23 protein-coding genes are annotated in these 24,756 nt (G+C 70.1%); 8 read left to right on the forward strand and 15 right to left on the reverse strand.

Features of this window, described 5'->3' with window-relative positions:
• Positions 1-34 precede the first annotated feature (34 nt).
• Positions 35-1,006 carry an EamA family transporter gene (locus BEP68_RS13345; protein WP_187250282.1) on the forward strand — a complete coding sequence of 324 codons (972 nt, stop codon included), beginning with the start codon at positions 35-37 and terminating at the stop codon, positions 1,004-1,006.
• Between the two features lie 12 nt (positions 1,007-1,018).
• On the opposite strand, the gene BEP68_RS13350 is transcribed toward BEP68_RS13345, so the two are convergent.
• Both BEP68_RS13350 and BEP68_RS13355 read right to left on the reverse strand, forming a co-directional pair.
• Positions 1,019-1,780, reverse strand: coding sequence for a YidC/Oxa1 family membrane protein insertase (locus BEP68_RS13350; protein ID WP_187250283.1), 762 nt, complete (start codon positions 1,778-1,780; stop codon positions 1,019-1,021).
• A gap of 62 nt (positions 1,781-1,842) precedes the next feature.
• Positions 1,843-2,115, reverse strand: coding sequence for a DUF6412 domain-containing protein (locus BEP68_RS13355; protein ID WP_053097575.1), 273 nt, complete (start codon positions 2,113-2,115; stop codon positions 1,843-1,845).
• 105 nt (positions 2,116-2,220) lie between these two features.
• On the opposite strand from BEP68_RS13355, the gene BEP68_RS13360 reads away from it, so the two are divergent.
• Complete coding sequence (locus tag BEP68_RS13360; protein ID WP_056279631.1) at positions 2,221-3,267, forward strand: NAD(P)H-dependent flavin oxidoreductase; 1,047 nt, start codon at positions 2,221-2,223, stop codon at positions 3,265-3,267.
• Positions 3,268-3,364: 97 nt separating this feature from the next.
• Here the strand turns inward: BEP68_RS13360 and purU are convergent, their stop codons facing one another.
• Entirely contained in the window at positions 3,365-4,216 is an 852-nt protein-coding gene (gene purU / locus BEP68_RS13365) for a formyltetrahydrofolate deformylase (RefSeq protein WP_056279633.1), read from the reverse strand.
• A 93-nt stretch (positions 4,217-4,309) separates the two neighbouring features.
• On the opposite strand from purU, the gene BEP68_RS13370 reads away from it, so the two are divergent.
• Both BEP68_RS13370 and BEP68_RS13375 read left to right on the forward strand, forming a co-directional pair.
• Positions 4,310-5,524: a cation:proton antiporter gene (locus BEP68_RS13370; RefSeq protein ID WP_053099225.1), complete on the forward strand. Its 1,215-nt coding sequence runs from the start codon at positions 4,310-4,312 to the stop codon at positions 5,522-5,524.
• Positions 5,521-5,979 (forward strand): hypothetical protein, encoded by a 459-nt coding sequence (locus BEP68_RS13375; protein WP_056279635.1) that lies wholly within the window; start codon positions 5,521-5,523, stop codon positions 5,977-5,979. Before BEP68_RS13370 ends, BEP68_RS13375 begins: the two co-directional genes overlap by 4 nt.
• Before the next feature lie 55 nt (positions 5,980-6,034).
• On the opposite strand, the gene BEP68_RS13380 is transcribed toward BEP68_RS13375, so the two are convergent.
• The 6 genes from BEP68_RS13380 to BEP68_RS13405 all read right to left on the reverse strand — a co-directional run bounded on the left by BEP68_RS13380 (position 6,035) and on the right by BEP68_RS13405 (position 14,402).
• Positions 6,035-6,757: a glutamine amidotransferase-related protein gene (locus BEP68_RS13380; protein WP_053099224.1), complete on the reverse strand. Its 723-nt coding sequence runs from the start codon at positions 6,755-6,757 to the stop codon at positions 6,035-6,037.
• 100 nt (positions 6,758-6,857) lie between these two features.
• The gene (locus BEP68_RS13385; protein ID WP_187250284.1) at positions 6,858-7,598 is read right to left on the reverse strand and encodes a LysR family substrate-binding domain-containing protein; all 741 of its coding nucleotides are present in this window, start codon (positions 7,596-7,598) and stop codon (positions 6,858-6,860) included.
• 52 nt (positions 7,599-7,650) lie between these two features.
• Positions 7,651-8,058 carry a DapH/DapD/GlmU-related protein gene (locus tag BEP68_RS13390; protein WP_053097570.1) on the reverse strand — a complete coding sequence of 136 codons (408 nt, stop codon included), beginning with the start codon at positions 8,056-8,058 and terminating at the stop codon, positions 7,651-7,653.
• Positions 8,059-8,139: 81 nt separating this feature from the next.
• The gene (locus BEP68_RS13395; protein WP_056280260.1) at positions 8,140-8,913 is read right to left on the reverse strand and encodes a DNA-formamidopyrimidine glycosylase family protein; all 774 of its coding nucleotides are present in this window, start codon (positions 8,911-8,913) and stop codon (positions 8,140-8,142) included.
• Positions 8,913-9,776 carry an EI24 domain-containing protein gene (locus tag BEP68_RS13400; RefSeq protein WP_187250285.1) on the reverse strand — a complete coding sequence of 288 codons (864 nt, stop codon included), beginning with the start codon at positions 9,774-9,776 and terminating at the stop codon, positions 8,913-8,915. The genes BEP68_RS13395 and BEP68_RS13400 overlap by 1 nt, the downstream gene beginning before the upstream one ends.
• Before the next feature lie 33 nt (positions 9,777-9,809).
• Positions 9,810-14,402, reverse strand: coding sequence for an ATP-dependent helicase (locus tag BEP68_RS13405; RefSeq protein WP_187250286.1), 4,593 nt, complete (start codon positions 14,400-14,402; stop codon positions 9,810-9,812).
• Between the two features lie 69 nt (positions 14,403-14,471).
• Between BEP68_RS13405 and BEP68_RS13410 the strand changes: the two genes are divergently transcribed.
• Positions 14,472-14,882, forward strand: coding sequence for a DUF6157 family protein (locus BEP68_RS13410; protein ID WP_056279641.1), 411 nt, complete (start codon positions 14,472-14,474; stop codon positions 14,880-14,882).
• Positions 14,883-14,884: 2 nt separating this feature from the next.
• On the opposite strand, the gene BEP68_RS13415 is transcribed toward BEP68_RS13410, so the two are convergent.
• Together BEP68_RS13415 and BEP68_RS13420 are read right to left on the reverse strand one after the other, a co-directional pair.
• Positions 14,885-16,558, reverse strand: a complete 1,674-nt coding sequence (locus BEP68_RS13415) for an ABC-F family ATP-binding cassette domain-containing protein (RefSeq protein ID WP_187250287.1) — start codon at positions 16,556-16,558, stop codon at positions 14,885-14,887.
• Between the two features lie 258 nt (positions 16,559-16,816).
• The gene (locus BEP68_RS13420) at positions 16,817-17,473 is read right to left on the reverse strand and encodes an alpha/beta hydrolase (RefSeq protein WP_285363941.1); all 657 of its coding nucleotides are present in this window, start codon (positions 17,471-17,473) and stop codon (positions 16,817-16,819) included.
• A gap of 109 nt (positions 17,474-17,582) precedes the next feature.
• Here BEP68_RS13420 and BEP68_RS13425 point away from each other — a divergent pair, with 109 nt between their 5' ends.
• Positions 17,583-18,182 carry a DUF4916 domain-containing protein gene (locus BEP68_RS13425; protein WP_053097566.1) on the forward strand — a complete coding sequence of 200 codons (600 nt, stop codon included), beginning with the start codon at positions 17,583-17,585 and terminating at the stop codon, positions 18,180-18,182.
• A gap of 24 nt (positions 18,183-18,206) precedes the next feature.
• Here the strand turns inward: BEP68_RS13425 and BEP68_RS13430 are convergent, their stop codons facing one another.
• Positions 18,207-19,274: a threonine aldolase family protein gene (locus tag BEP68_RS13430; RefSeq protein ID WP_053097565.1), complete on the reverse strand. Its 1,068-nt coding sequence runs from the start codon at positions 19,272-19,274 to the stop codon at positions 18,207-18,209.
• 92 nt (positions 19,275-19,366) lie between these two features.
• Between BEP68_RS13430 and BEP68_RS13435 the strand changes: the two genes are divergently transcribed.
• Entirely contained in the window at positions 19,367-20,905 is a 1,539-nt protein-coding gene (locus BEP68_RS13435; RefSeq protein WP_187250288.1) for an MFS transporter, read from the forward strand.
• A gap of 51 nt (positions 20,906-20,956) precedes the next feature.
• Here the strand turns inward: BEP68_RS13435 and BEP68_RS13440 are convergent, their stop codons facing one another.
• Positions 20,957-21,598: an SDR family NAD(P)-dependent oxidoreductase gene (locus tag BEP68_RS13440; protein WP_187250289.1), complete on the reverse strand. Its 642-nt coding sequence runs from the start codon at positions 21,596-21,598 to the stop codon at positions 20,957-20,959.
• 111 nt (positions 21,599-21,709) lie between these two features.
• A complete protein-coding gene (locus tag BEP68_RS13445; protein ID WP_187250290.1) occupies positions 21,710-23,149 on the reverse strand; it encodes a DUF6421 family protein in 1,440 nt (479 codons plus the stop codon).
• A gap of 72 nt (positions 23,150-23,221) precedes the next feature.
• On the opposite strand from BEP68_RS13445, the gene BEP68_RS13450 reads away from it, so the two are divergent.
• A complete protein-coding gene (locus tag BEP68_RS13450; RefSeq protein ID WP_053097561.1) occupies positions 23,222-23,686 on the forward strand; it encodes an Lrp/AsnC family transcriptional regulator in 465 nt (154 codons plus the stop codon).
• A gap of 16 nt (positions 23,687-23,702) precedes the next feature.
• Here BEP68_RS13450 and BEP68_RS13455 read toward each other — a convergent pair whose 3' ends face one another.
• On the reverse strand, positions 23,703-24,746 hold the full coding sequence (locus BEP68_RS13455; RefSeq protein ID WP_315985314.1) for an ArsR/SmtB family transcription factor: 1,044 nt from the start codon (positions 24,744-24,746) through the stop codon (positions 23,703-23,705).
• Between the last annotated feature and the right edge of the window lie 10 nt (positions 24,747-24,756).

Below are 24,756 nucleotides of genomic sequence, written 5' to 3' on the forward strand. Positions count from 1 at the left end.
TCGCCGGCATCCGCGCGCGCCGTAGGCTGGCTGGGTGAAGCAGTCCACGCCGTCCCGTCCGCTCGTGGGCGTCGTGCTCGTGGTCTGCTCGTGTCTGTCGCTGCCGTTCGGGGCCGCGGTCGCTGCCCAGCTCTTCCCGGTGCTCGGCCCGTGGGGTGTGACCTCGCTGCGCGTGGCGATCGCGGCGCTGCTGCTGGTCGTCATCGTGCGCCCGAGACCGTTCCGGTGGACGAAGTCGCAGTGGCTCGCCGCCGTGCTGTTCGGGGTCTCGCTCGCCGCGATGAACGGCTTCTTCTATGCCGCGATCGACCGCATCCCGCTCGGTCCGGCCGTCGCGATCGAGTTCCTCGGGCCGCTCGTCCTCGCCGCCGTGCTGACCAGGCGCCTCGTCGATGCCGCCTGGGTGGGGGTCGCGCTGCTCGGGATGGTGCTGCTCGGCGTCGACGGACTGATCGGCGCCGAGCCCCTCGATCCGCTCGGGATCGTCTTCATCCTGATCGCCGCCGGCTTCTGGGCCATGTACATCCGGATGAGTGCCCGGGTGGGTGCCATCATCCCCGGCAGCAGCGGACTCGCGGTCGGCCTGGTCGTGGCCGCGATCCTGCTGATCCCGGTCGGTGTGCCGGCCGCGGTCACCGTCGCGGGCGACATGCAGCTGCTGCTGCTCGCCGCGGTCACCGCCGTGCTGTCGTCGGTGATCCCCTACAGCTTCGAGCTCGCCGCGCTGCGTCGCCTGCCGCAACGCGTGTTCGGCGTGCTCCTGAGCCTCGAGCCCGCGTTCGCGACGCTCGCCGGGTGGCTGATCCTCGGGCAGTCGGCGACTCCGCTGCGGATGCTCGCGATCGCCCTGGTGGTGGCGGCGAGCGTCGGCACGACGCTCGGCGTGCGACGTCAGCGCCGTCGAGACGATGCGGCCGCAGCCCGAGAGGTCGGGACCGCGCCCGACGGCGCCCGCCGCAACGACGAGCCCGGTCCCTTCACCGCGCCGATCCCGCTGCCCGAATGACCGGCCGACCCGTCAGGCGCTGACCGCAGCAGGCACGGGCAGCGGATAGCGGCGCCGCAGCAGCATCCGCTGCACCAGCGTCCAGACCACGGTCACGGTGAGATACAGCGCGGCGGCGAGCGGCACGAACATCGCGAAGACGGCCGTCAGATAGTGCAGAGCGCTGGTCACACGCAGCATCGTCGGCGAGTTCAGCGGCGAGTCGTCGTCGACCACGGCCGGCCGGAAGACCCGTCGTGTGATCTCGGCCACCACGATCATCACGGCGATCAGCGCAGCGAAGACCCACAGCGTCTCCGGCGTCGCCGTGCCGCCGAAGACGGCGGAGACGAGACTGGTGCCCAGCGGTGCACCGAACAGGTCGTGCGTGAGCAGGTCGTTCGGGTGCCCGGCGATGTCGGGGCGGATGAACAGCGTGTACAGGATGCCGACGACCGGCGCCTGAGCGAGGACCGGCAGCATCCCGGCGAACGGAGACGTGTTCTCGGAGCGGTAGAGCTCGAGCATCTCCTTCTGCAGGCGCTCGGGATTCTTCTTGTGCCGGCGCTGCAGTTCGCGCAGCCGAGGAGCCAGGCGCGCTCTGGTCTGCTCGGCCTTCGCCTGCGAGACGCCGACGGGAATCAGCAGGGCGCGCACGAGAAGCGTGACGAGCACCACGGCGAGTGCGGCGGCGGATGCTCCGGCGAGCGGTTCGAGCAGTGCGGAGAGCCCGGCGAGGGCGCCGTACGCCGCGTCGAGCAGGAAGGTCAGGGGTGGAAAGGCGAAGATGTCCATGGAAGTCCGTTCGTGTGTCGGGAAGGGTCGGCGAAAGCCGCGCAGTCCCGTACGAGGGCGGACTACGCGGAGACGGCGACTCCCGGCGCACGAGGACGCGGGTGACCGGCGGCGTCAGGATCGCTCTGGGCGAGCAGGGTCGAGACGTCGATCGCCCGCAAAGGGTGCGGGGCGCTGCGTGGAGAGGGCGGTGCGACGCTCAGCGCCACGGCGATCGTGAGGGTCGTCAGGGCGATCAGCGCGATCGCGACACCGAGTGCCGCGGCATCCGGCACCGCGATGACCCCGAGCGCGGCCGCGACGAAGCCGAGCATCTGCCCGAACCATTCGCTCATGCGCGCCTCCCTGATCCCTCACGCCGAGATTATCACCGGCATCCGAGTGCGGCATCGGTCGCGCGCGCCCGCCTCGGGGCAGGGGAGCGGAGATAGCCTCGAGGCATGAGTGATCTGCGCGCACTGCTCGGCATCGAACACCCCATCATCCTCGGTCCGTTCGGCGGGCTCTCCTCCGTCGGGCTCACGGCGGCGGTCAGCGAGGCCGGCGGCCTCGGCGGCTATGGACTCTACGGCTACGACGCCGACCGCATCGGCGCGACGATCGCGTCTCTGCGGGAGGCGACCTCGCGTCCTTTCGCGGTGAACATCTGGCTGCCGACCGGCGACGAGGTCGAGCCGAATCCGCAGCACACCGTGTTCGCGCAGGCGCTGCAGCCGTTCTACGACGCGGTCGGACTCGAGGTGCCCGCCCGCCCCGAGCGCTACCTGCCTCCCCTCGACGAGCAGCTCGACGCGATCTTCGAAGCGGCACCACCCGTGCTGAGCACCGTCTTCGGGGTTCCGTCCGGGGCCGTCGTCGACGAGGCGCACCGCCGCGGCATCCGTGTCGTGGCGACCGCGACGACCGTCGCCGAAGCCGTCGCACTCGCGGGCGCCGGGGTCGACGCCGTCGTCGCGACCGGCTTCGAGGCCGGCGGCCATCGGGTGTCGTTCCTCCGTCCGGCCGAGGAATCGCTCGTCGGGACCTTCGCACTCGTGCCGCAGGTCGTGGATGCCGTCGATGTGCCGGTCATCGCGGCCGGCGGCATCGCCGACAGGCGCGGAGTCGCCGCCGCGTTCGCGCTCGGAGCGTCAGCCGTGCAGGTCGGCACGGCCTTCCTCGCGACGGCGGAGTCGGCGGCGAACCAGGCGCATCGCGACGCCATCCGCTCCACCGCCGCCGACGGCACCGTTCTCACGAAGGCGATGAGCGGACGCCTCGCCCGCGGCACCCGCAACCGTGCGGTGCGGGCGATCGAGGCGAGCGGGACGATCGCCCCGTTCCCGATGCAGAACTGGCTCACCGGCCGATTCCGCGCGGCAGCGGGCGAACAGAACCTCGGCGAGTTGCAGTCGCTCTGGATGGGTCAGGGCGCGGCACTGGCCGGTCATGCGACCGCCGCCGAGGCCTTCGCCGAACTGCTGGCGGGAGTGCCGGAGGCCCGGTGAGGGTCGTTGTCGATCCGGGCTGTGAAGCTGGCCAGGTACGGGGGCTTGCCAGCGACGTCATCGGCTAGAGGCGTCGCACCCCTCTGAGCACCCCGGGTCAGAGGATGACGGTGGACCGGCCGTGGACGATCACACGGTCCTCGGCATGCCACTGCACGGCACGGGCGAGAACGAGGCGTTCGACGTCGGCGCCGCGCTGCTGCAGATCGGCGGCCGACTCCGAGTGCGTGACACGGGTGACGTCCTGCTCGATGATCGGTCCCTCATCGAGATCCGCCGTCGCGTAGTGCGCGGTGGCTCCGATCAGCTTCACACCGCGGTCCTTCGCCCTCGCATACGGGTTCGCCCCGATGAACGCGGGGAGGAAGGAATGGTGGATGTTGATGATCGGGGCGCCGAGACCCTCGATGAAGTCGTCGGTGAGGATCTGCATGTACCGGGCGAGGACCACCAGATCCACGTTGCCGCGCAGGAGCTCGAGCTGACGCTGTTCCATCGTCTGCTTGTCGCCTGAGGGGATGTGCACGAACGGCACCCCGAACGAGCGTACGGACTCGGCGAGGTCGGGGTGGTTCGAGACGACCATCGTGACGTCGATGTCGAGCTGGCCTCGCTGCGTGCGCCACAGCAGCTCCATCAGGCAGTGGTCGTACTTCGAGACGAAGATCGCGACCCGCTTGCGCCGCGCGGTGTCGTGCAGCGACCACTCCATGCCGAACCGCTCGGCGACCTGAGCCAGATCGGCTTCGAGAGCCGTGCGCGCCGCAGAGAGCCCGGGGAGGTGGATCACCGTGCGCTGGAAGAACCGGCCGCCCTCGGAGTCGGTGGAGTGCTGGTCGAGCGAGATGATGTTCGCGCCGTGGACGGAGAGCACGCCGGCGACGGCGGCGACGATGCCGGGCTGATCATCGCAGGCGATCAGCAGGCGGGCGGTGTCGGGCTGAGACATGAGGGCTCCTCGGGGGTGTGCATCGATTCTGCCGTGGATGCGACCACCGGGCGAATCGGACGCATCGCGACGACGGGTCGCTACTCTGGGAGCGTGGACGCGGGCGATCTCGGACTGGTGCTGATCCCGCTGCTCGCCGTGGCAGCGCCGCTGCTGGCGCGCGGCATCCGACCCCTCATCCGCGTGCCGATCATCGTGTTCGAGCTCGTCCTCGGGATTCTCGCGGGGCCCGCGGTGCTCGGCTGGGTCGAGCCGACGCCCATCCTCGAGAAGCTCAGTGATTTCGGTCTCGCGATGCTGTTCTTCATCGCGGGCTCCGAGATCGACTTCCGGGCGGTCGCCGGACGGCCCCTCGTCCGCGCCTCGATCGGGTGGGCCATCAGCGTGGTGCTGGGCATCGGGATCGGCTTCCTCCTCGCCCCGGGCGAGGGGATGGTCGTGATCGCGATCGCCCTCAGCTCCACCGCACTCGGCACGCTGATGCCGATCCTCAGGGATGCGCAGGAGACCGACACCCCGTTCGGGCGAGCGGTCACCGTGATCGGCGCGGTCGGCGAGTTCCTGCCGCTGATCGCGATCTCGCTCTTCCTCAGCACCCGCACCACCCCGCTCGCCACCGCGGTGCTGCTCGCCTTCGTCGTGCTCGCGGGGCTCGCCGTGCTCATGGCTCGGAGGATGCCGCACGGGCGCCTCCACTCGTTCGTGCGTGCGACGCTGCACACCTCCGACCAGTTCGGCGTGCGGTTCGTGCTGCTGCTCATCGCGTCGCTGGTCGGTCTCAGCGTCGTGCTCGACCTCGACATGCTGCTGGGTGCATTCGTCGCCGGAGCGGTGTGGCGCATCATCATGGCGCGCGCGCCCGAGAAGGACGCCGAGGCGGTCGAGACGAAGCTCGAGGCCATCGCGTTCGGCTTCCTCGTGCCGATCTTCTTCCTCTACACGGGCGTGAACTTCGACCTGCAGGCGCTCACCGGCTCGTCGTCGGCGATGCTGATGCTTCCGCTGTTCCTCGTCGCGCTGCTCGTGCTCCGAGGCACGACCGCGCAGCTCTCCGCGCCGACGGGCGCGAGCGCCAGGGACCGCACCGCGATCGGGCTGCTGGCCGCCACCGGGCTGCCCATCATCGTCGCCGTGACGGCGATCGGGGTGGATCAGAAGATGATCGACACCGGCACGGCGGCAGCACTCGTCGGGGCCGGGATGCTGTCGGTGCTGCTGTTCCCCCTGATCGGGATGCTGATCCGCGGCGAGGCGGCACGACTCGTCGACCCGGCGCTCGTCCGCGAGACACCGCAGGGGGAGCTGTGACGGCCGCGTCCGCGCTCGTCGCCGACGCGGTGCGTGCGCTCGCCGGCCTTCCGAAGGAGGGACTCGGTGAAGAGCGCGAATCGCGGTGGCGCGGACGCCGCATCGTGCGGGTGGGCGAGGCGTGGCACCTCGGGGTGCTGCTGCTCACCGAGACGCACGCACTGGCGACCGCCGAGGTGCTGAGGGCCGCCGATCCGGGGCGCCGCGGCTACACGGCGGAGTCCGCGCGCGAGCGCGCAGAACGACGTGCTCTGGCACTGCGGGGCGGGTTCGACGAGGGCGATGTCGTGCACGTCGGATGGTCGGTGATCGACCTCGCCGTCGTGGACGCGGGCGGAGCATCCGGGCCTCTGGCGATGGTCGACACGGTGCCATCCGTGCGATGGAGCACGGCAGGCGGTTGGATGCCGCTCGAGGCATACCTCCGCGAACGGGTCGAGCTGCTGCGCGGCTGAGGCGACGGGCACGCCTGACCGGCTGAGCCCGCGGGTCAGGCTGAGCCCGCGGGCGTCAGGCTGCCGCGAACGTCTGCGCGAAACGGCGCAGCAGCGCCGCACCCTCCGTCACGGATGCCGACAGCACCTGCCCCTGCACGGCGTCGAACTCGTCGGGGTCGAAGTACCCGGTGGTGCGATAGAACGTCATCCGATCGGCGAAGTCCCGCGGAGTCGGCTCCGGATGGAACTGCGCCGTGTAGAGGTGGGTGCCCACCCGATACGCCTGCACGGGACAGGTGTCATTCGTGGCGAGCAGCACCGCGCCCTCCGGCAGAGCCGCAGCGCTCTCCTTATGAGCGGTGAAGACGGTGAGCGCGGGGGAGCTCGGACCGAAGACGGGGTCCGCGGCGCCGGCGGCGGTGGTCTCGATCACGGTGGCGCTCGCCGACTCGGGGGTGTCCGACGTGACCTGGCCGCCGAGCATCCGCGTCACCACGCCGATGCTGAAGCAGGTGAAGAAGGCGGCGACCTGCGAGTCGATCGCCAGCCGCGCGATGTGCTCGAGATCCGCTTCGACCCTCAGCTGCACGGCGGACTTCTCGACGTCGCTGACGTTGAACGGCGAGCCGCCGACGACGACGCCGCTGTATCGAGCGAGGCGCGCGGGGTCGAGGCGCTCGGTGAGCAGGTCGAGGCGGTCGACGACGTCGACGCCGAGCGCCCGTCGGAACGAGGCGTGCTCGGCATCCGCCGCCCCGAGTTCGGGGCGCACACAGACGTAGAGAAGCGAGACCACCACGAGAGTCTAACGACGACGGGACACGGTCGACGTCGCCGCCGACTCCGACCACATCACGGAGCCGCCGCGGAGCCGTCGCGGTGGCGGCACGCTCGCGTCATCGGGACGAGTTTGACGTGCGGCCGCGCACGATCCCGATGAACGTCTCGACGTCGGGGGTGGTGTGATCGCGGCGCCAAGCCAGGGCGACCGTCGAGGTGGGGCCGTCGGCCAGGGGTCTGTGGCCGACATCCTTGCGGTGGTGCAGGCGTGCGAGCGACATGGGGACGATCACGATGCCCGTCCCGGTGGCGGCGGTCACGATGGCGTCCGCGACCGACAGCGGTGCGAAGGCCGGCGCGACGGCACCCGGGATGTCGATCGGACCGAGCGCATCGTCGGTCGGGACCATCACGGTCTCGCCCGACAGGTCGGCGACGGTCAGCTCGTCGGCCGCGAGAAGGTGCGACTCGATCGATGCGACCACCACCGGCACCTCGTCGTACAGCGTGATGATGTGCAGGTTCTCATCCGACAGCGGCAGGCGCACGAGGGCCGCATCGAGGTCGCCGATGGCGTCTCGCTGATCGGCGACCTCGATCGTCACCAGCTCGATGGGCACATGCGGCATCCGCTGCTTCCAAGCATCGATCCACTTGCCCGGTGTCGCGCCGGGGACGACCCCGAGACGGAATGTACGCGGCTGCTCCGGTTCGGTGTCCGGCGCGTCGAAGATGACCTTGGCGGTCTTCTTCGGAGGCTTGGGCGGCGGGAACCGCTGAGCCGGTGCGGCCTTGTTGCGCCGCACGGGCGAGCCCTTGCCGGCACGTCCTGCCGGTCGTCGTCCCTGAGTCGCCATGTGCTCCAGGGTACCCGGCGGATGCGGTGAGACGTTCTGAGAGCGCGGCCGATCAGGCCGCGAGCCACAGCCCCTTCGGGTCGGTGGCGACCGTCAGTCCGGCCGCGACCGTCTCGTCGTCGCCGATGCGCGCACCGCGGACGATCCGCGCTCCCGCGCCGACCTCGGTGCGGACGCCGATGTGCGCGCCGTCTCCGACGGCGGCACCCTGGCCGATGTGTGCGTGCGCGTCGACGTGCGCACCCTCGCCGATCACGGCATCCGGTTCGATCCATGCGCCGCGGGCGATGGTCGCCCCCGCGCCGATACGGGCGCCGGGTTCGATGTAGGCGCCCGCTTCGATGTGCGCCTTCGGATGGACCTTCGCGCCGTGCGCGACGAGACCGCGACCGTTGGCGTGCTTGCGGTATCGCAGCGTGGCGCCCTGGTCGTTCTCGATGTCGACGTAGTTCTTTCCCACGATTCCTCCCGTGTTCCGGAGTTCTCCGGATATATCAATAACCACGGGGGTGCCGGATTCATTCCCGAGCATGGATGCGGGTCATCGCTGACACACGGGGCACCAGAATGTGATCCTCTCGCGGGTCGGATCCGCGCCCTGCTCGCCGCGTCTGATGGGGGTTCCGCAGCGGCGGCACTGGCGTCCGGCACGTCCGTACACCCACGTCCCCTGACCGGGGCGATCGACTCCGGTGAAGGTGCGATGGCGACGATCGCGGTTCGCGCGGATCGTGCGCACGCCGAGGTCGAGCAGTGCGGGAACGTCGACCTCCGGTGCGGGGGTCGTCGGCAGGATTCCGCGGAGGAACAGGAGTTCGGCGGCGTATTCGTTGCCGAACCCCGCGACGTTCCGCTGGTCGAGAAGGGCGACGTGGATGCTGCGGGTGTCGGCGCTCACGCGTCTGGCGGCCTCGACGGCATCCCAGTCCGGGCCGAGCGGATCGGGGCCGAGATGGCCGACGAGCTCGTCCTCGTCGCGGGTCGGAACGACCTCGATCTCGGCGAGGTCGATGCCCACCGCCTCGCGCTGCGCCGTGCCGACGATCGCGCGGACCTTGAACGCCGGATGCCGCCACTTCTCACCCGCCCGGTAGACGAGCCAGGCGCCGTCCATGCGCAGATGGGAATGCAGCGTGCTGTCGCCGATCCGCAGCAGCAGATGCTTGCCGCGCGCGATCGACGAGAGGATCGGCTGACCCGTCAGATCGAGCGTCGCGAATCGCGGCACCCGAAGGTCGAAGCGCGCCACCTCACCGCCGACCAGCGCCTCGTCGAGACGTCTGGCGGTGCGGAAGACGGTATCGCCCTCGGGCATCAGGCGTGCCCTGACCCGGGGGGTGGCGGCAGCGGCGCCGAGACGCTGCCCGGCAGGGGAGGCGGAGGAGCGTGCTGTGGAGTGTGCTGCGTAGTGTGCTGTGACGGGTGCTGCGGAGTGTGCTGTGGCAGCGGCGTGCGCTGCAGCATGGTGCGCGCGAGGACAGTGGCACCCGCGACAGCGGCGGGCATGACCGCGACAGCCCCGCCGGGGATCAGAAAGCACAGCTGCGTGGCGACACCGAAGCCGAGCACGCGCGCGCGGCTGCCGCGGAACAGCACCGCCCGGTCGGCAGGGCTGAGATCGCGGGCGTCGAACGCCCGCCCGGTGAGCTCGCGGGCGAGCATCCGTCCCGACAGCACGACGCCGCCCACCGCACCGAGGAATCCGCCGATGAGAGGGACGAGACCGAGCAGCAGCACGGCGATCGCGATCAGGATGCCGAGGACCACGAGTCTCAGGCCCTCGCCGACCGCCATCCAGAATCCGCCGCCGTCCGAGGGCGGGGCGTCGCCGAGATCGGCCTCGACAGCGCGCCAGATGCGCTGGTAGAAAGGGTCGCCGATCGTCAGGGCGAGGGCGCTGAACACGGCGCTCGCGAGTGCGAGCGCCGCGGCGAAGATCACGATGCCCACGGCGGCGCGCAGCACCGAGCGCCAGGCCGGGATCCAGCCGTCGGCGAAGGGGGTGAGACCGTCGGAGATCGGCCCGAGAGTGAGCGCGAGCGGCACGAGTCCGGCGAGCAGCACCAGCGCGGCGATGAAGCCCGGTACGAGACCGAGGGCCATGAGCCCCGGTCGGCGCCGCCATGTGCCGAAACCGCGCAGCAGGGTGCGGACGCCGCTGATGAACTCCCCGATCATGCGTCCAGCCTAGAAGCAGTGGTCATGGGCCGGTCAGATCGCCTTGCGCAGCGTGTAGCCGCGAGGGGTGGCCACGAATCCGGACTCCTGCAGAGCGAGGGCGAGCTCGGTGCCGTACACGCCTTCGCCGTTGACCTTCTCGACCGTGAGGGTGTCGAGGCGCCGCGCGCGGGCGGTCGCTGCGAGGTCGGTCGCTGCCGCGCGCAGCACCTCGGCGTCGTCGGTGAAGCACAGCACCGTGCGTCCCCCGCGTTCGAGGTAGAGGACGAGCGATCCGTCGACGATCACCACCAGGCCTCCGGCCTTGCGCCCGGGGCGATGCGAGACCTCGTCGCGCTTGGGCCATCCGAGCGCCGCGCCGTAGGGGTTGGCGGGATCTGTCGCGGCGAGCGTGACGGCATTGCGGGGAGGCGGATCGGCGAGCCCGGCGAACGTGCGAAGTCGGTCGACGGTGGCGGATGCCGCGAACTGCGCCGCGCCGAGCCTCTCGATCACATAGCCGCGGCGGCAGTGCCCAGCCTCCTCGAAGCCGGCGAGGACCCGGTATGTCTGCGCGAACCCGCCCGGCACGCCCTCGGCCTGCACGGCTCCGCGGGTGACCACGCCGTAGCGGTCGAGGAGCAGCCCTGCGGTGACGGTCGCACGACGAGCGGCATCCGTGTCGACGGTGGGCAGCAGCGACCAGCGCCCGCCGATCGACGTCGGTCGGGGCGCGGTCCGTGCCAGCGACATCCCCCGATAGGTGCGCGTGCGCGGAGCGCGTCGGGTGACCCGGTGCGCCTGGGAACCACCGGCCAGCAGCGACCGGATCGGGGCGAAGGTGTCGTTGGTGACCCGGCCGCCCCACGTCAGCGCCCACAGCGCCTCGAGCACGGACTGCTCGTTCTCGGCGCCGGTCATGTCCTTCAGCTGACCGGCGAAGTACGCGCCACCCGCATCCAGCGCGATCAGCACTCGGGCCTCGAGCGAGTCGGCGGCGATCTCGTCGTCGGGCTCGGGCAGCGTGAACGGCGCGAGGTCTGCGGGATGCAGCGAGACCCAGCCGTCGCGCCCCGGCAGCGTGCCGTGGCCCGACCAGATGACCTCTCCCGAGGCAGTGAGCTCGTCGAGCAGGGCGGGGGAGTAGTCGCGCACCCGAGAGGGCAGCACGAGCGACTCCCACGCGCTCGCGGGCACGGGCACCCCGGCGAACTGCTCGATCACCGCGAGCACCCCGTCGAGTCCCTCGAGCGGGCGTCCCAGGTGCTGCCAGTCCGGCAGGAAGCGCGCATACGCCTCGGGCGACACGGGCTCGACGCTGCCTCGGATCGCGGCGAGCGACCGCATCCGCAGGCGGCGCAGCACCTCGGTGTCGCACCATTCGGTCTCGTTCCCCGTGCCCGAGGCCTCGGGCAGGAAGTAACCGCTGGTCAGTCTGCCCGAGTGCTCGAGCCGCTGCAGGGTATGCCGCGCGACGGCGGCGCCGAGCCCGAATCGCGTCGAGACGGCATCCGTCGTGAAGGGACCATGCGTGCGGGCATAGCGCGCGATGAGGTCGCCGAGCGGATCGGCGAGCGGTTCGAGGAATGCGACGGGGATGCCGGTGGGCAGCGCGGCACCGAGTGCGTCACGCAGCCGACCGGCGTCCTCGATGGCTGCGACGCGCGTGGTGCCGGCGACGGTGACGGGGATCGCGCGGCGGGCGGCGATCAGCGCGTCGAGGTGGTCGGACGCGGACCCCGTCTCCGGGTCGAGTCGTGCGTCGATCTCGGCGGCATCCATCGGACCGAGCATCCGCAGCAGATCGGCGACGCCTTCGAGACCTCGCGCTCGTCGCTCGGGGTCGAGGCGCTGCGCTTCTTTCTCGAACTGGGCGATGACGTCGGGGTCGAGCAGCTCGCGGAGCTCGATTGTGCCGAGCAGCTCGCCGAGCAGCGCGGGGTCGACCGAGAGGGCGGCCGCCCGGCGCTCGGCGAGGGGGGAGTCCCCTTCGTACATGAAGGCACCGACGTAGCCGAACAGCAGGTCGCGGGCGAAGGGCGAGGGCTGAGGCGGCTGCGTCTCGACGAGCCGGATGCGCCGGTCGGCGATCGACACCGCCAGCGTGCGCAGCGAGGGCAGGTCGTAGACGTCCTGCAGGACCTCACGGAGCGTCTCGAGGATCACGGGGAACGTCGGGTGCCGGCGCGCCACCTCGAGCAGCTGCGCCGAACGCTGACGCTGCTGCCACAGCGGGGTGCGCCGGTTGGGGTTGGTGCGCGGCATGAGCAGCGCGCGCGCCGCGCATTCGCGGAAGCGCGACGCGAACAGCGCCGAGCCGCCGACCTCCTGGGTGACGAGCTGCTCGAGTTCATCCGGGTCGAACACGAAGAGCTCGGCCCCGGGCGGCTCGGCCTCGGCATCCGGGATGCGCACGATGATGCCGTCGTCGCTCGCGACCGCAGAGCCCTCGACTCCGAGTCGCTCGCGGATGCGGGCGTTGATCGCCAGCGCCCACGGTGCATGCACCTTCATGCCGTACGGGGAATGAAGGATGACCCGCCAGTCGCCGACCTCGTCGCGCCCGCGCTCGACCGTCAGAGTGCGATCGGTCGGCAGCGTTCCGGTCGCTTCGCGCTGCTCGGTCAGGTGCGCCATCAGGTTCATCCGCGCCTGCGCGTCGAGTCCGGCTTCGATCAGTCGCTGGGCGGCCTTCTCGGGAGTCGCGGCGGAGACCTCTCGCGAGAACCTCCCCAGCGCCTCGCCGAGCTCGAACGGTCGGCCGATGCCGTCTCCGTGCCAGAACGGCACCTTGCCGGGCTGGCCGTAGGCGGGGATGACGTTGACCCGGTCATGGGTGATCTCGGCGATCCGCCAGCTCGTCGTGCCGAGCGTGAAGACGTCGCCCACTCGCGACTCGTAGACCATCTCCTCGTCGAGCTCGCCGACGCGGGCGCCGGTCGACTCGCCGGCGACGAAGACCCCGAAGAGTCCGCGATCGGGGATTGTGCCCCCGCTCGTGACGGCGATGCGCTGCGCGCCCGGACGTCCGGTCAGGGTGCCGGCGTCTCTGTCCCACACCAGCCGCGGGCGGAGCTCGGCGAACTCATCGGAGGGGAACCGTCCGGCGAGCAGGTCGAGCGTCGCCTCGTAGGCCGATCGCGGGAGCGACTGGAACGGAGCCGAGCGACGCACGGTCTCGAACCACTCCTCGACGCTGATCTCGCCGAGGGCGCTGGCGGCGACCGTCTGCTGCGCGAGGATGTCGAGTGGATTGCGGGGCACCTGGATCGCCTCGATCTTGCCCGCTAGCATCCGCTCGGTGACGATCGCGGTGTGCAGCACGTCGCCGCGGTGCTTCGGGAAGAGGGCGGCCCGGCTGATCTCGCCGACCTGGTGACCTGCTCGCCCGACGCGCTGCAGACCGGAGGCCGCGGACGGCGGAGCCTCGACCTGGATCACCAGGTCGACCGCACCCATGTCGATGCCGAGCTCGAGGCTGCTCGTCGCGACGACGCAGCGCAGGACACCGGACTTGAGCTCTTCTTCGACCTGGGCGCGCTGCTCTTTCGAGACCGACCCGTGGTGCGCCTTGGCGAGCACGGGGTCTGCTCCGGCGGTGGCACCTGCCTGCGCCATCATGGCTGCCGGCACGGAGGCCTCGGGCAGTGCGACGCCGATGCGCTCGGAGTAGATCTCGTTGAGTCGCCCGGTGAGGCGCTCGGCGAGGCGACGCGAGTTGGAGAACACGATGGTCGACTTGTTCTGCAGGATGCGATCGACGATCGCCTCCTCGACGTGGGGCCACACGGAGCCGGTGACCTCGGTGTACTCCGCATCCGCCGCATCTCCGGCATCCTTCGGCGCGCCGGGAGGGGGTGGCGGATTGGTCATGTCGTCCATCGGCACCACGACGCCCAGCTCGAACGTCTTGGACGCCGGCGGCGCGACGATCTCGACAGGGGCCGCACCGCCGAGGAACCGCGCGACCTCGTCGATCGGACGCACGGTGGCCGACAGGCCGATGCGCTGTGCGGGTTGGTCGTGGCCGTGGGTGCGACGCAGCGCATCGAGACGCTCGAGGCTCACCGCGAGGTGGGCTCCGCGCTTGGTCGCGGCGACCGCGTGCACCTCGTCGATGATGACCGTGTGCACATCGCGAAGCGTCTCGCCGGCGCGACTGGTGAGCATCAGATACAGCGACTCGGGGGTCGTGATGAGGATGTCGGGCGGATCGGAGACCAGCTTGCGGCGATCGCTCGAGGTCGTGTCGCCCGAGCGCACGCCGACCGTCACCGAAGGGGCCTCGACGCCGAGCCGCCTGGCCGACTGGCCGATGCCGATGAGAGGCGAGCGCAGGTTGCGCTCCACGTCGACGCCGAGCGCCTTCAGCGGCGAGATGTAGAGGATGCGCGTGCGCGAGGCGTCGGCGGCCTTCGTGCGCTTCGCGGGAGGGGTGGGCTGCTCGATGCGCTCGCGGAACACGCTGTCGATCGCCCAGAGGAAGGCCGAGAGCGTCTTGCCCGAGCCGGTCGGTGCGACGACGAGCGCGTGCTTTCCGGCAGAGATCGCATTCCAGGCGCCCGACTGGGCGGGCGTGGGTTCGGGAAACGCACCCCGGAACCAGTCTTGCGTGGCAGGGGTGAAGCGTTCGAGCACGTCGCTCATCCCTCCATCATCACCCGTGCCACCGACATCGGGGTCGGCATTGTCCGAGGGTGAGGGCATGCTGTAGGCATGGCGACGCACACCACGAACTATGCGAGCACGTTCATCGAGGTCGCAGAAGACTGTCCCGTCGACCACGCCGAAGAGCCGCCGACGGGTGAGAGGCCTACGATCGCCGCACTGCACTATCGACTGATCGCGCAGGAGCCGTATGCGCGCACCTCCGACGACGTGATCTTCACCACGCATGCGCTGCGTGCCGGGATCGACCCCGACGACTCCGCCGCACGCGAGGCGTTCTTCTCGAAGGGGCAGCCCTGCCTGCGCTCATCACCGCTGGGAAAACGCTACGGGTGGGGGATCGCCCACGACGCCGAGGGGCGGGTCGCGCTCGTCCCTCGAGAATCCGAGGACTACACCCTGCTCGCCGCCGACCCCGCGATCGCCCATACCCGGGCGATGCGGAGCCGACGGGCGTGAGCTCACCTCGCGGTCAGTGAGCCGTCGACGTCGATCTCGAGCGTGAGCCCCAGGTCGAGACGCGCGAGGAACGCATCGTCATGACTCACGACCAGCACCGCCCCGCGGTATGCCCGGAGCGCCTCGACCAGCTGATCGACCGTGTCGATGTCGAGGTTGTTCGTCGGCTCGTCCAGCACCACGAGGTGGGGTGCGGGGTCCGAGAGCAGCAGTTTCGCCAGAGCCACGCGGAACCGCTCCCCGCCTGACAGAGCGGCGACAGGTCGCTCCGCGGTGGCCCCTCGGATGAGGAACCGTGCGAGGCGATTGCGCAGCTCCTTCTCGGGCACCTGCGGTGCGGCATCCGCGATGTTCTCGAACACCGACCGGTTCTCGTCGAGCCCGTCGACGCGCTGCGGCAGGTAGCCGATCCGGTCGGTGAGAGGTGTCGCGACGAGGCGCGCTCCGGAACTCCGGAGATCCGCGCCGTCACCCGACGGATCGGGCCGATCCGCGTCGAGCGGCGGCGCTTCTCCGGAGTCGTGGCCGACGTCGGCCACGAGCCGTTCGAGCAGCGTGGTCTTTCCGGCGCCGTTGCGCCCGATCAGCGCGACCCGGTCGGGACCCTGGATGATCCACGACCTCTCGCCATCGCCGATCGTCGCGATGCGACGACTGCGCGACACCTGCGGATCCGGCAGCTCGATCTTCATCGACGCGTCGGACCTCAGGCGCCGCCCCGCATCGTCGAGCGCGGTGCGGGCGGCATCCTCCTTCGCCCCGACCTCCGTGCGCAGCCTGCCCGCCGACACCTCGGCCGCCATCTTGCGCCCGTGGGCCACGATCTTCGGCACGCGCTTCTCGATCTCGGCCTTCTTGGCGGTGCGCGCTCGGTGGGCGAGCTTGACCTCGGCCTCGATGCGCTGGCGCTTCTCCTTGCGGAACTCCTGTTTCGCCGTCACCTCCGCCTGCCTCGCGGCATCCTGCTCGGCGTCCAACCAGGCGCGCCATTCGGAGTACGGCCCGCCGAACACGCTCAGCGTCTGGGCGTAGAGCTCGGCGGTGTCGTCCATCAGTTCGAGCAGCGACAGGTCGTGGCTGACAACGATGAGTGTGCCCTTCCACGAGCGGACCATCGCCGCGAGTCTCGCGCGGGCGTCGCGGTCGAGATTGTTGGTCGGTTCGTCGAGCAGGGTGATCGGCGCGCGCCGGAGACGGATGCCGGCGATCGCGACCAGCACGGCCTCACCACCCGACAGCTCGCCGACCCTCCGGTCGAGGAACTCGGGGGCGAGCCCGGCGTCGGCCAGGGACATCTCGGCGCGCGCTTCGATGTCCCACTCGTCGCCGACCGTGTCGAAGTGCACCTGATCGACGTCGCCCGCACCGATCGCACGGACAGCGTCGAGGGCGGGAGCCACTCCGAGAAGATCGGCGACCCGGCGGTCGACGTCGAGTGTGAGCTGCTGCGGCAGGTAGGCGACCTCGCCGGTGGTGGTGAGGTGTCCGGCCGTCGGGGTCAGCTCGCCCGCCATCAGCCGCAGCAGCGTGGACTTGCCGGCTCCGTTGCGACCGACGAGGCCGGTGCGACTGGAGCCGAATGATCCGGAGACCGAGTCGAGCGCTGACGTGCCGTCGGGCCAGGTGAAGGTGAGTCGATCGAGGGTGACCGATGAATGAAGAGTGGGGACTGACATGGTGTCTCCTGTCCAGTGCGAGGGTGCACTGACACCGGTCGCCCGATGGGCCCGTCTGAGCGGGTCGCTGTCGAAGGACAGCGGGCGGTGGTCTGCCGTGGAGTCGGCGATCGTCGGGTCAGCGCGCGGAAAAATGAGCGCGGAGGCGACGGATCAGATCAAAGGACTTCCAGACACGGCGGACAGGACTCAACGACGATACCCGGGCGTGTCGGAGTTTCGCAACCCCGGGCGTGTCGCGGCTGCGTGCGGGGGCGGTCACGCCTCGACGGCGCGCTCCAACCACTTCGTGAGGAACGCGCGCACGTCTCGGAGCTCCTCCTCCGAGATGCTGTGCGTGAGCCCGGTGTAGACGCGTCCGGACAACTCGGAGTGCGCCGGAAGCCACTCGGCGGTGTGCGCGACCAGCGCCTGGGGGATCACCTGGTCGTTCGTGCCTCGGCCCCAGAAGACGTGCGGTCGCGCCTCGGTCAGCGCATCGTCGCCCGGCAGCTCGCCGGGCGCGGCGTAACCGCTGAGGGCCACCACGGTGTCGATGCTCCCGGGCGCGAGTCGCATGGCCTGCAGGGCGACGGCGGCACCCTGCGAGAACCCGAGAAGGGCCACGGCAGGGGCGTCGGCCCTGACATCGTCGAGCCAGCGCAGGAACGCCTCTGCCGCGACGGTGACGGATGCCGAGCTGCGGCCGTCGAGACCCTCGATGGCGTACCACGAGCGCCCGGGCATCGGCCACGGGGGAGCGAGCGGGGCGGCGACGGACGCGACCACGATGCCGTCCGGCAGGTAAGGGACGAGACCGAACAGGTCGTGCTCGTCGGCGCCGTATCCGTGCAGCAGCACCAGCAGCGGCATCCCCGCGCGATCTTCCGTCGACCAGCGCGTGAGGAGCCCGTCGATCATCAGTTCTTCGCTCACGGTCCCATCCTGCCAGCGCCGTCCGACACCCGCAGGAGACGATCATCGGATCGTATGCCGTGGCCTCAAGTCGGTGTTCGCCGGAGGGCGCTGCTGGTAGAAAGGAGACATGGCCGTCCGCACACCTGATCCCGACCCCGAGCCCGACGACGGCATGGAGGGCTTCGGCGCCGCACAGCCCTCGCGTGACTCCAACCCGGGGTGGTTGAGCGACTTCGAGCTGGCGGAGGCGAGACGCCATCTGCCCATGCTCTACGTCGAGGCGATCCCGGTGAGGACCGATGGCTCCGGGCAGGTGACCGAGATCGGCATCCTGCTGCGTTCGACGCCCATGGGCGAGATGACGCGCACCATCGTCTCGGGGCGAGTGCGGTTCGGCGAGACGATCCGCGATGCGCTGTTCCGCCATGTCGAGAACGATCTGGGCCCGATGGCGTTCCCGCTGCTGCCGCCGCAGCCGCTGCCCTTCACGGTCGCCGAGTACTTCCCGATCCCGGGGGTCAGCGCCTACCACGATGACCGTCAGCATGCCGTCTCGCTCGCGTTCGTGGTGCCGGTCACCGGCACGTGCGAGCCGCGCCAGGATGCACTCGAGGTCACCTGGTTCTCGCCCGAGGCCGCGGCATCGGACGCCGTCGCCGCCGAGATGGAGGGCGGGCGAGGCACCCTCATCCGCCTGGCGCTCGCGAACCTCGGTCTGCTGCGCTAGCCGATCCGCTCGGTTCCGCTCAGCTCAGCGTGTCGTGAGGCGCGCGAGCTCTGCGACGAACTCGTCGACGTCGGACTCCTCGGTGTCGAAGCCGCACATCCACCGCACCTCGTTGCGCGCGGCATCCCAGTCGTAGAAGCGGAACTTCTCGCGCAGCTGGTCGGCGATGCCATCGGGCAGCTGCGCGAACACGCCGTTCGCCTGGGTCGGCTGCGTGAACGAGACGCCGGTGATCTCACCGGCCGCGATGCCGGCCTCGATCGCCCCGCGCAGCCGCTGCGCCATGGCGTTCGCGTGCTGGGCGTTGCGCAGCCACAGGTCTCCTTCGAGCAGCGCGATGAGCTGGGCGGAGACGAAGCGCATCTTCGACGACAGCTGCATGTTGAACTTGCGGGAGTACTGCAGTCCGTTCGATGCCTCGGGGTTCAGCACCACGATGGCCTCGCCGAGCATGGCGCCGTTCTTCGTGCCGCCGAAGCTGAGCACGTCGACGCCGGCGTCGCGGGTGAACGCGCGCAGCGGCACGTCGAGGGCTGCGGCCGCGTTCGAGATGCGCGCGCCGTCGAGGTGCAGGGTCATGCCGCGTTCGTGCGCGTGATCGGCGAGAGCCCGGATCTCGTCGACGGAGTAGAGGGTGCCGAGCTCGGTCGACTGCGTGATCGAGACCACGAGCGGCTGCGCGCGGTGCTCGTCGCCCCAGCCCCAGGCCTCGCGGTCGACGAGCTCCGGCGTGAGCTTGCCGTCGTCGGTCGGCACGGCGAGGATCTTGAATCCGCCGATCTTCTCGGGCGCTCCGCCCTCGTCGACGTTGATGTGCGCGGAGGATGCCGCGATGACGGCTCCCCAGCGGGGCAGCATCGACTGCAGGCCGGTGACGTTCGCACCCGTGCCGTTGAACACCGGGAACGCCTGGACGCCCTCGCCGAAGTGGGCGCGGAACACCTCCTGCAGACGGGCGGTGTAGGCGTCCTCGCCGTACGCGACCTGGTGGCCGCCGTTCGCCGCTGCGATGGCCGCGAGGACCTCGGGGTGGACGCCGGAATAGTTGTCGCTGGCGAAGCCCCGGACCGCGGGGTCATGCTGAATAGTCACCGCACAAGCCTACGGGCGGATGCCGAGCCCGGCGTCCCCCGGCCGGCATACCGCTCTAGCGAATGTCCGAGGCCCCGCCTACCCTCTAATTCATGGAGCGCAGCGCTGCGAAGACCGCCTTCGCGAACGTCCTCGTCAACACGCTCATCGCGAACGTGACGACGAGCTTTCTGTGGTTCGCGCTGACCTTCTGGGTCTACATCGAGACGCAGTCCGTGCTCGCGACCGGCGTCATCGGCGGCGCGTACATGCTGTTCATCGCCTTCTTCGCGATGATCTTCGGCACCATCGTCGACCGCAATCGCAAACACGCGGTGATGCTGCTCTCGAGCGTCATCTCGGCGGTCGCCTTCCTGATCGCCGGCGTTCTCTACGTCTGGCAGCCGGAGGCGGCGCTGCTCGACCTCGGCGGTCCGTGGTTCTGGCTGTTCTCGGCGATCATCTTGTTCGGCGGGGTGATCGAGCAGCTCCGCAACATCGCGCTCTCGACGACCGTCACGCTGCTCGTCCCCGAAGATCGACGGGCCAACGCCAACGGCCTGGTCGGCACGGTGCAGGGTCTGGCCTTCCTCGTGACCAGCGTCTTCTCCGGGCTGTCCATCGGCTTCCTGGGCATGGGGTGGACGCTCGCGATCGCGATCGGCGCGATGGTGCTGACCTTCGTGCACCTGCTCTTCATCCGCATCCCCGAGGGGGCGCCGCAGCCAGACCCCGATGCGAAGAGCGCCCTCGACTTCCGCGGCAGTGTGGCGGCGATCCGGCTGGCCCCCGGACTGTTCGCGCTGATCATCTTCTCGACGTTCAACAACCTCATCGGCGGCGTGTACATGGCGCTGATGGATCCGTACGGTCTCACGCTCTTCGACGCGCAGATGTGGGGCTTCGCGCTGGCGTTCGCGTCGACCGGGTTCCTGATCGGCGGCGGGCTCGTGGCGAAGTTCGGCCTCGGGGCGAAACCCATGCGCACCCTGCTCCTCGTCGTGATCGCGATGGGCATCCTGGGGTCGGTGTTCATGCTGCGCGAATGGTGGCCGCTCTACGTCGTCGGCATGTGGATCTACATGGCCCTCGTGCCGCCCGTCGAGGCGGCCGAGCAGACCATCATCCAGAAGGTCGTCCGCTATGACAGGCAGGGGCGTGTGTTCGGCGTCGCCGCGGCGATGGAGGCCGCAGCCGCTCCGATCACGGCATTCCTCATCGCGCCGATCGCGGAGTTCCTGATCATCCCGTACATGAGGACGCCCGAGGGGCAGCAGCAGTGGGAATGGCTGCTGGGTGAGGGTGAGGCTCGGGGCATCGCCCTGATCTGCCTGTTCGCGGGCATCATCATGGTGATCGCCGCGACGCTGGCCTTCTTCACGAAGTCGTATCGCAAGCTCACCGAGCTCTACGCGAACGCGCCGGAGCAGAATCCCGGCGACGGCGAACCCGACGGCGGCGGCGACGGCGCACCGGACGACGCAGGCGAGAACACGGGCGGCGGCACGGGCGCCGGCGCCGAGTGGAACGCGGACGCGGTGGCCGAGGGCCGAGTGGATTCCGCGGAGGACCGCAGCGTCGATGCGCGCGTCGCGGATGCTCCGCCGCCGCTCCGAGGGCTCCCTCCTGAGGTGCCGGAGGCGCGCCGCTAGCGGAACGGCGTCACCAGCTGAACGCGTCGGCGGCGGAACGGGCTGCGGTGATCAGTCGAGCGTGATGATCCGGTCGTTGAGATCGGCGGCGTCCGCATCCCACAGCGCGAGCACCTGCGGCGCGAGCGAGTCCGGGTCCAGTGCCTTGGCGCGGAAGACGACCGATGCCGCGCGCAGGGGCTCGACGGCATCCCGCGCTGCCTTCGCGAAGCCCTGCGCCACCGCGCGCGTCCACGCCTCGCTCGCGGCCTTGACGGCGGCGTAGTTCGCGCCTCCCGCCAGAGGGCGACCGACCGCTGTCGACGAGACGATCGCGAAACGTCCGGCGTCAGAGGCGCGCAGCAGGGAGTCGAAGGCGCGGCTGGTGGCGCGCACCGCATCGAACGCGGGCATAAGCGCGTGCAGGTCGTCGTCGGTCTGCCCGGCGAGGCCCCCTCCGCCGCGCCAGCCGCCGACCAGCGGGATCACGGCGTCGATCGCCTGCAGGCGGGAAGCGAGTTCCGTCATCGACGCCAGCGAGGTCGCGTCGGCCACCTCGACCTGTGCGCCGAGTGCGTCGAGCGCGTGCAGCCGTTCTGAAGATCGGCCGGTGGCGACGACGCGCGCGCCGGCGTCGACGAGTGCTCGCGCCAGGGCGAGGCCAGACGGGCTGGTGGCTCCGGCGAGGAGGATCGTGCGGTCGGTGACGCTCATGTGCTCAACTCTCGTGAAGAAACAGTTCTGCGGCCACCCCGGGCAGGAATGGCCGCAGACGCTGCGTCCGGTCGCACCACACGATCGGACCCCAGAAATGCGCGATTCGAGTCAGTCGTCGGTGCCCCGGATGCCGACGGTCGACTCGATGACCGCCTTCATCTTCTTGTCGAGGGTCTCGAAGAACATCGACAGCGGGAACTCGTCGTCCATCACGGCATCCGTGTAACCCTTCGGCGCGCCGGCGAGGATCTCGTCCGACAGACCGCGGGCCCACTGCGATGCCGGGTGCGGCGTGAGCGTGCCGCGCACGAGGTCGTACGCGGCAAGCCAGTGCGCGACCTTCGGGCGGTCGATCGAGTGCCAGTACAGGTCGTCGATCGCGTCGCCCAGAGCCACGACGGCATCCGGCACGTTGTCCCAGTCGAAGGTGAGCGCCGTGTCGGTCCAGTGCAGCACGCCGCGCTGGTGCAGCCAGGCGAACAGCAGCTGTCCGCCGACGGCGTCGTAGTTGCGCGTGCGGGTGCCGGTGATCGAGAAGCGGAAGATCCGGTCGAAGATCACCGCGTACTGCACGAGGTGCGCGTAGTCGTGCATCTCCTGCTCGGTCTCGGTGAGCTCCTCACCCGCGGCGATGCGGGCCGCGAGGGTGCGCTCGATGTTCACCGACTCGCGGAACGCCGTCATGTCGCAGCGCATCTCCTCGAGCGAGTAGAGGAAGAACGGCATCCGCTGCTTGATCATGAACGGGTCGAAGGGCAGGTCGCCGCGCATGTGGGTGCGGTCGTGGATGATGTCCCACATGACGAAGGTCTTCTCAGCCACCTGCTGATCGTCGAGCATCGCGCTCGCGCGCTCAGGCAGGTCGAGGTTGGTGATCGCGGCAGCGGCGCGGGTGACCCGGCGGTAGCGTGCGGCCTCGCGGTCCTGGAAGATCGCGCCCCATGTGAACGAGGGGATCTCGCGCATCGCGACGGTCTCGGGGAACAGCACGGCCGAGTTGGTGTCGTAGCCGGGCGTGAAGTCGACCAGACGCAGCGAGACGAACAGCTTGTTGCCGTAGTCGCCGGCCTCGAGGGCGGCGATGAACTCGGGCCAGATCGTCTCGACGATCAGCGCCTCGACGATTCGGTCGCTCGATCCGTTCTGCGTGTACATCGGGAAGACGACCAGGTGGCGGATGCCGTCGACGCGGTGCTGCTGCGGCTGGAACGCCAGGAGCGAGTCGAGGAAGTCCGGCACGCCGAAGCCCTCCGAGACCCAGCGGTCGAAGTCGACGACGGAGGCGGCGAGGTACTCGGCGTCGTGCGGGAAGGCGGGAGCGAGTGCGCGGATGCCGGCGGTGATCGCGGCGACGAGGTCGCGCGCCGCGGCGTGGTGCGCGGCATCCGGGATCGATCCGTCCTTGATCTGCATCTCGCGGATCGCGATCGCGGCGTCCTTGAGCTGAGCCCAGGCGACGCTCTGCTCGGCGATCGATGCGTCCTCGACGACCTCGGGTTCGCCGACGATGGCCTGAACAGCGGTGCTGTGGGCAGAAATGATGGACATCGGGACCTCCGATCGGAGAGTTTGACGGAAAGATTCCGGCATATACGGAATCCTGACGATAATATTACATCTATGGATGACTCTGTCGACCGCGCGATCCTGGCCGAGATCTCACGAGACGGCCGTGCGACACTGTCCCAGTTGTCCGATGCTGTCGGCCTCTCCGTGTCGGCCGTGCAGTCACGTCTGCGTCGCCTCGAGACGCGCGGGATCATCACCGGCTACCGCGCGATCCTCGACCCCGAACTCGTCGGCACGCCCCTGTCCGCCTTCATCGAGATCACGCCGCTCGACCCGGCGCAGCCCGACAATGCCCCCGAGCTTCTCGAACACCTCGACGCGATCGAGGCGTGCCACTCGATCGCGGGAGACGCCAGCTACATGCTGTTCGTGCGGGTCGCCTCGCCCCGCGCGCTGGAAGAGCTCGTGCGCGACATCCGGCTGGCCGCGAACGTGAGCACCCGCACCACGGTCGTGCTGCAGACCTACTACGAGCACCGGCCGATCATCTCGGTCGCGCCGGACGCATCCGCATAGCGCGGACGCGCGGTGCTCACAGTGCGGCGCCGACCATCGCCTCGCCGAGGGGCGTGCGCAGATGCAGCATCCTCGCGCCGTCGCGCTCGCTCGAGATCAGTCCTGCGTCGCGCAGCACGGTGAGGTGGTGGGATGCGGTCGACACCGCGATTCCCGCGTCCTGAGCGACCTGCGAGGTCGTGCGGGACGTGCCGGTTCCCAGGAGGATGCCGGCGCGAGCGGGGCCGACGAGCGCGCCCAGCGCCCCGGAGATCTCGGCGGCGTCCCTCGACCAGCCGGCGGTCACCCCGCGCGCCGGGTAGAACAGCGTGGGTTGCGCCGGCGGCTCGGTGAGCACCATGCACCCCCATGTCGACATCACCGACGGAACGAGCACCAGCCCGCTTCCGTGGCAGTCGACGACCTCGCTGTGGCGGCGCAGCGAGACGCGCACGGCCCCGTCGCCCCAGGTCACCTTCGGGTGGAGGCCCCCGGCCATCTCTCTGATCCCCGACGTGGCGATCACTCGCGATCGGACCGCGATGTCGGCTCGCAGCAGCCGATCCAGCTGCGGCCAGACCGGCGCCAGTGCGGCATCCCACATCTCCGACCAGGCGTCTGCGATCATCGCCCGCGCTCGTTCGGGCTGCTGCTGCATGTCGCGCAGTGCGCGTCGGCGAGCGCCGGTCGAGCGGATGACCATCTTGCCGAGGTCGACGCGCAGTGGATCGAGGGGTGCGCTGCGCAGCGCCGACAGCTCGGTCTCCGGTGTCATGTCCCATGCGGGGGCGGTCGTGAAGAAGTCGGGAAGATAGCCGTCATCGCCGACGACGACGGCGAGCAGGCGGAAGCTCTCGCGAGGCAGCCGATCGCGCACGGCGCGCAGCCATCCCCACTGCAGGGGATGCTGGGCCGGCCGCAGCAGCACGCGCACGGCGTGGGCGAGCTCATGCCCGGGGGAGATGCCGAATCGCACCGCCTGGATGTCTCCGGGGCTCAGAAGGAACTCCACGCGGTGGTCGGGATGCTCGACGCCCTCGCGTGGCGTGCCGGCACCTGCGACGACGGAGTTTCGATCCACATCGAAACTC

Origin of the sequence: Microbacterium sp. 4-7 (assembly GCF_014332665.1) — a bacterium.
Classification (GTDB): domain Bacteria; phylum Actinomycetota; class Actinomycetes; order Actinomycetales; family Microbacteriaceae; genus Microbacterium.

Coding starts and splice junctions, on each gene's coding strand:
- BEP68_RS13350 (WP_187250283.1), bottom strand. CDS start 1,780: ATGGACATCTTCGCCTTTCCACCCCTGACCTTCCTGCTCGACGCGGCG.
- BEP68_RS13355 (WP_053097575.1), bottom strand. CDS start 2,115: ATGAGCGAATGGTTCGGGCAGATGCTCGGCTTCGTCGCGGCCGCGCTC.
- BEP68_RS13360 (WP_056279631.1), top strand. CDS start 2,221: ATGAGTGATCTGCGCGCACTGCTCGGCATCGAACACCCCATCATCCTC.
- purU (WP_056279633.1), bottom strand. CDS start 4,216: ATGTCTCAGCCCGACACCGCCCGCCTGCTGATCGCCTGCGATGATCAG.
- BEP68_RS13385 (WP_187250284.1), bottom strand. CDS start 7,598: ATGGCGACTCAGGGACGACGACCGGCAGGACGTGCCGGCAAGGGCTCG.
- BEP68_RS13395 (WP_056280260.1), bottom strand. CDS start 8,913: ATGCCCGAGGGCGATACCGTCTTCCGCACCGCCAGACGTCTCGACGAG.
- BEP68_RS13400 (WP_187250285.1), bottom strand. CDS start 9,776: ATGATCGGGGAGTTCATCAGCGGCGTCCGCACCCTGCTGCGCGGTTTC.
- BEP68_RS13405 (WP_187250286.1), bottom strand. CDS start 14,402: ATGAGCGACGTGCTCGAACGCTTCACCCCTGCCACGCAAGACTGGTTC.
- BEP68_RS13410 (WP_056279641.1), top strand. CDS start 14,472: ATGGCGACGCACACCACGAACTATGCGAGCACGTTCATCGAGGTCGCA.
- BEP68_RS13415 (WP_187250287.1), bottom strand. CDS start 16,558: ATGTCAGTCCCCACTCTTCATTCATCGGTCACCCTCGATCGACTCACC.
- BEP68_RS13425 (WP_053097566.1), top strand. CDS start 17,583: ATGGCCGTCCGCACACCTGATCCCGACCCCGAGCCCGACGACGGCATG.
- BEP68_RS13435 (WP_187250288.1), top strand. CDS start 19,367: ATGGAGCGCAGCGCTGCGAAGACCGCCTTCGCGAACGTCCTCGTCAAC.
- BEP68_RS13440 (WP_187250289.1), bottom strand. CDS start 21,598: ATGAGCGTCACCGACCGCACGATCCTCCTCGCCGGAGCCACCAGCCCG.
- BEP68_RS13445 (WP_187250290.1), bottom strand. CDS start 23,149: ATGTCCATCATTTCTGCCCACAGCACCGCTGTTCAGGCCATCGTCGGC.
- BEP68_RS13450 (WP_053097561.1), top strand. CDS start 23,222: ATGGATGACTCTGTCGACCGCGCGATCCTGGCCGAGATCTCACGAGAC.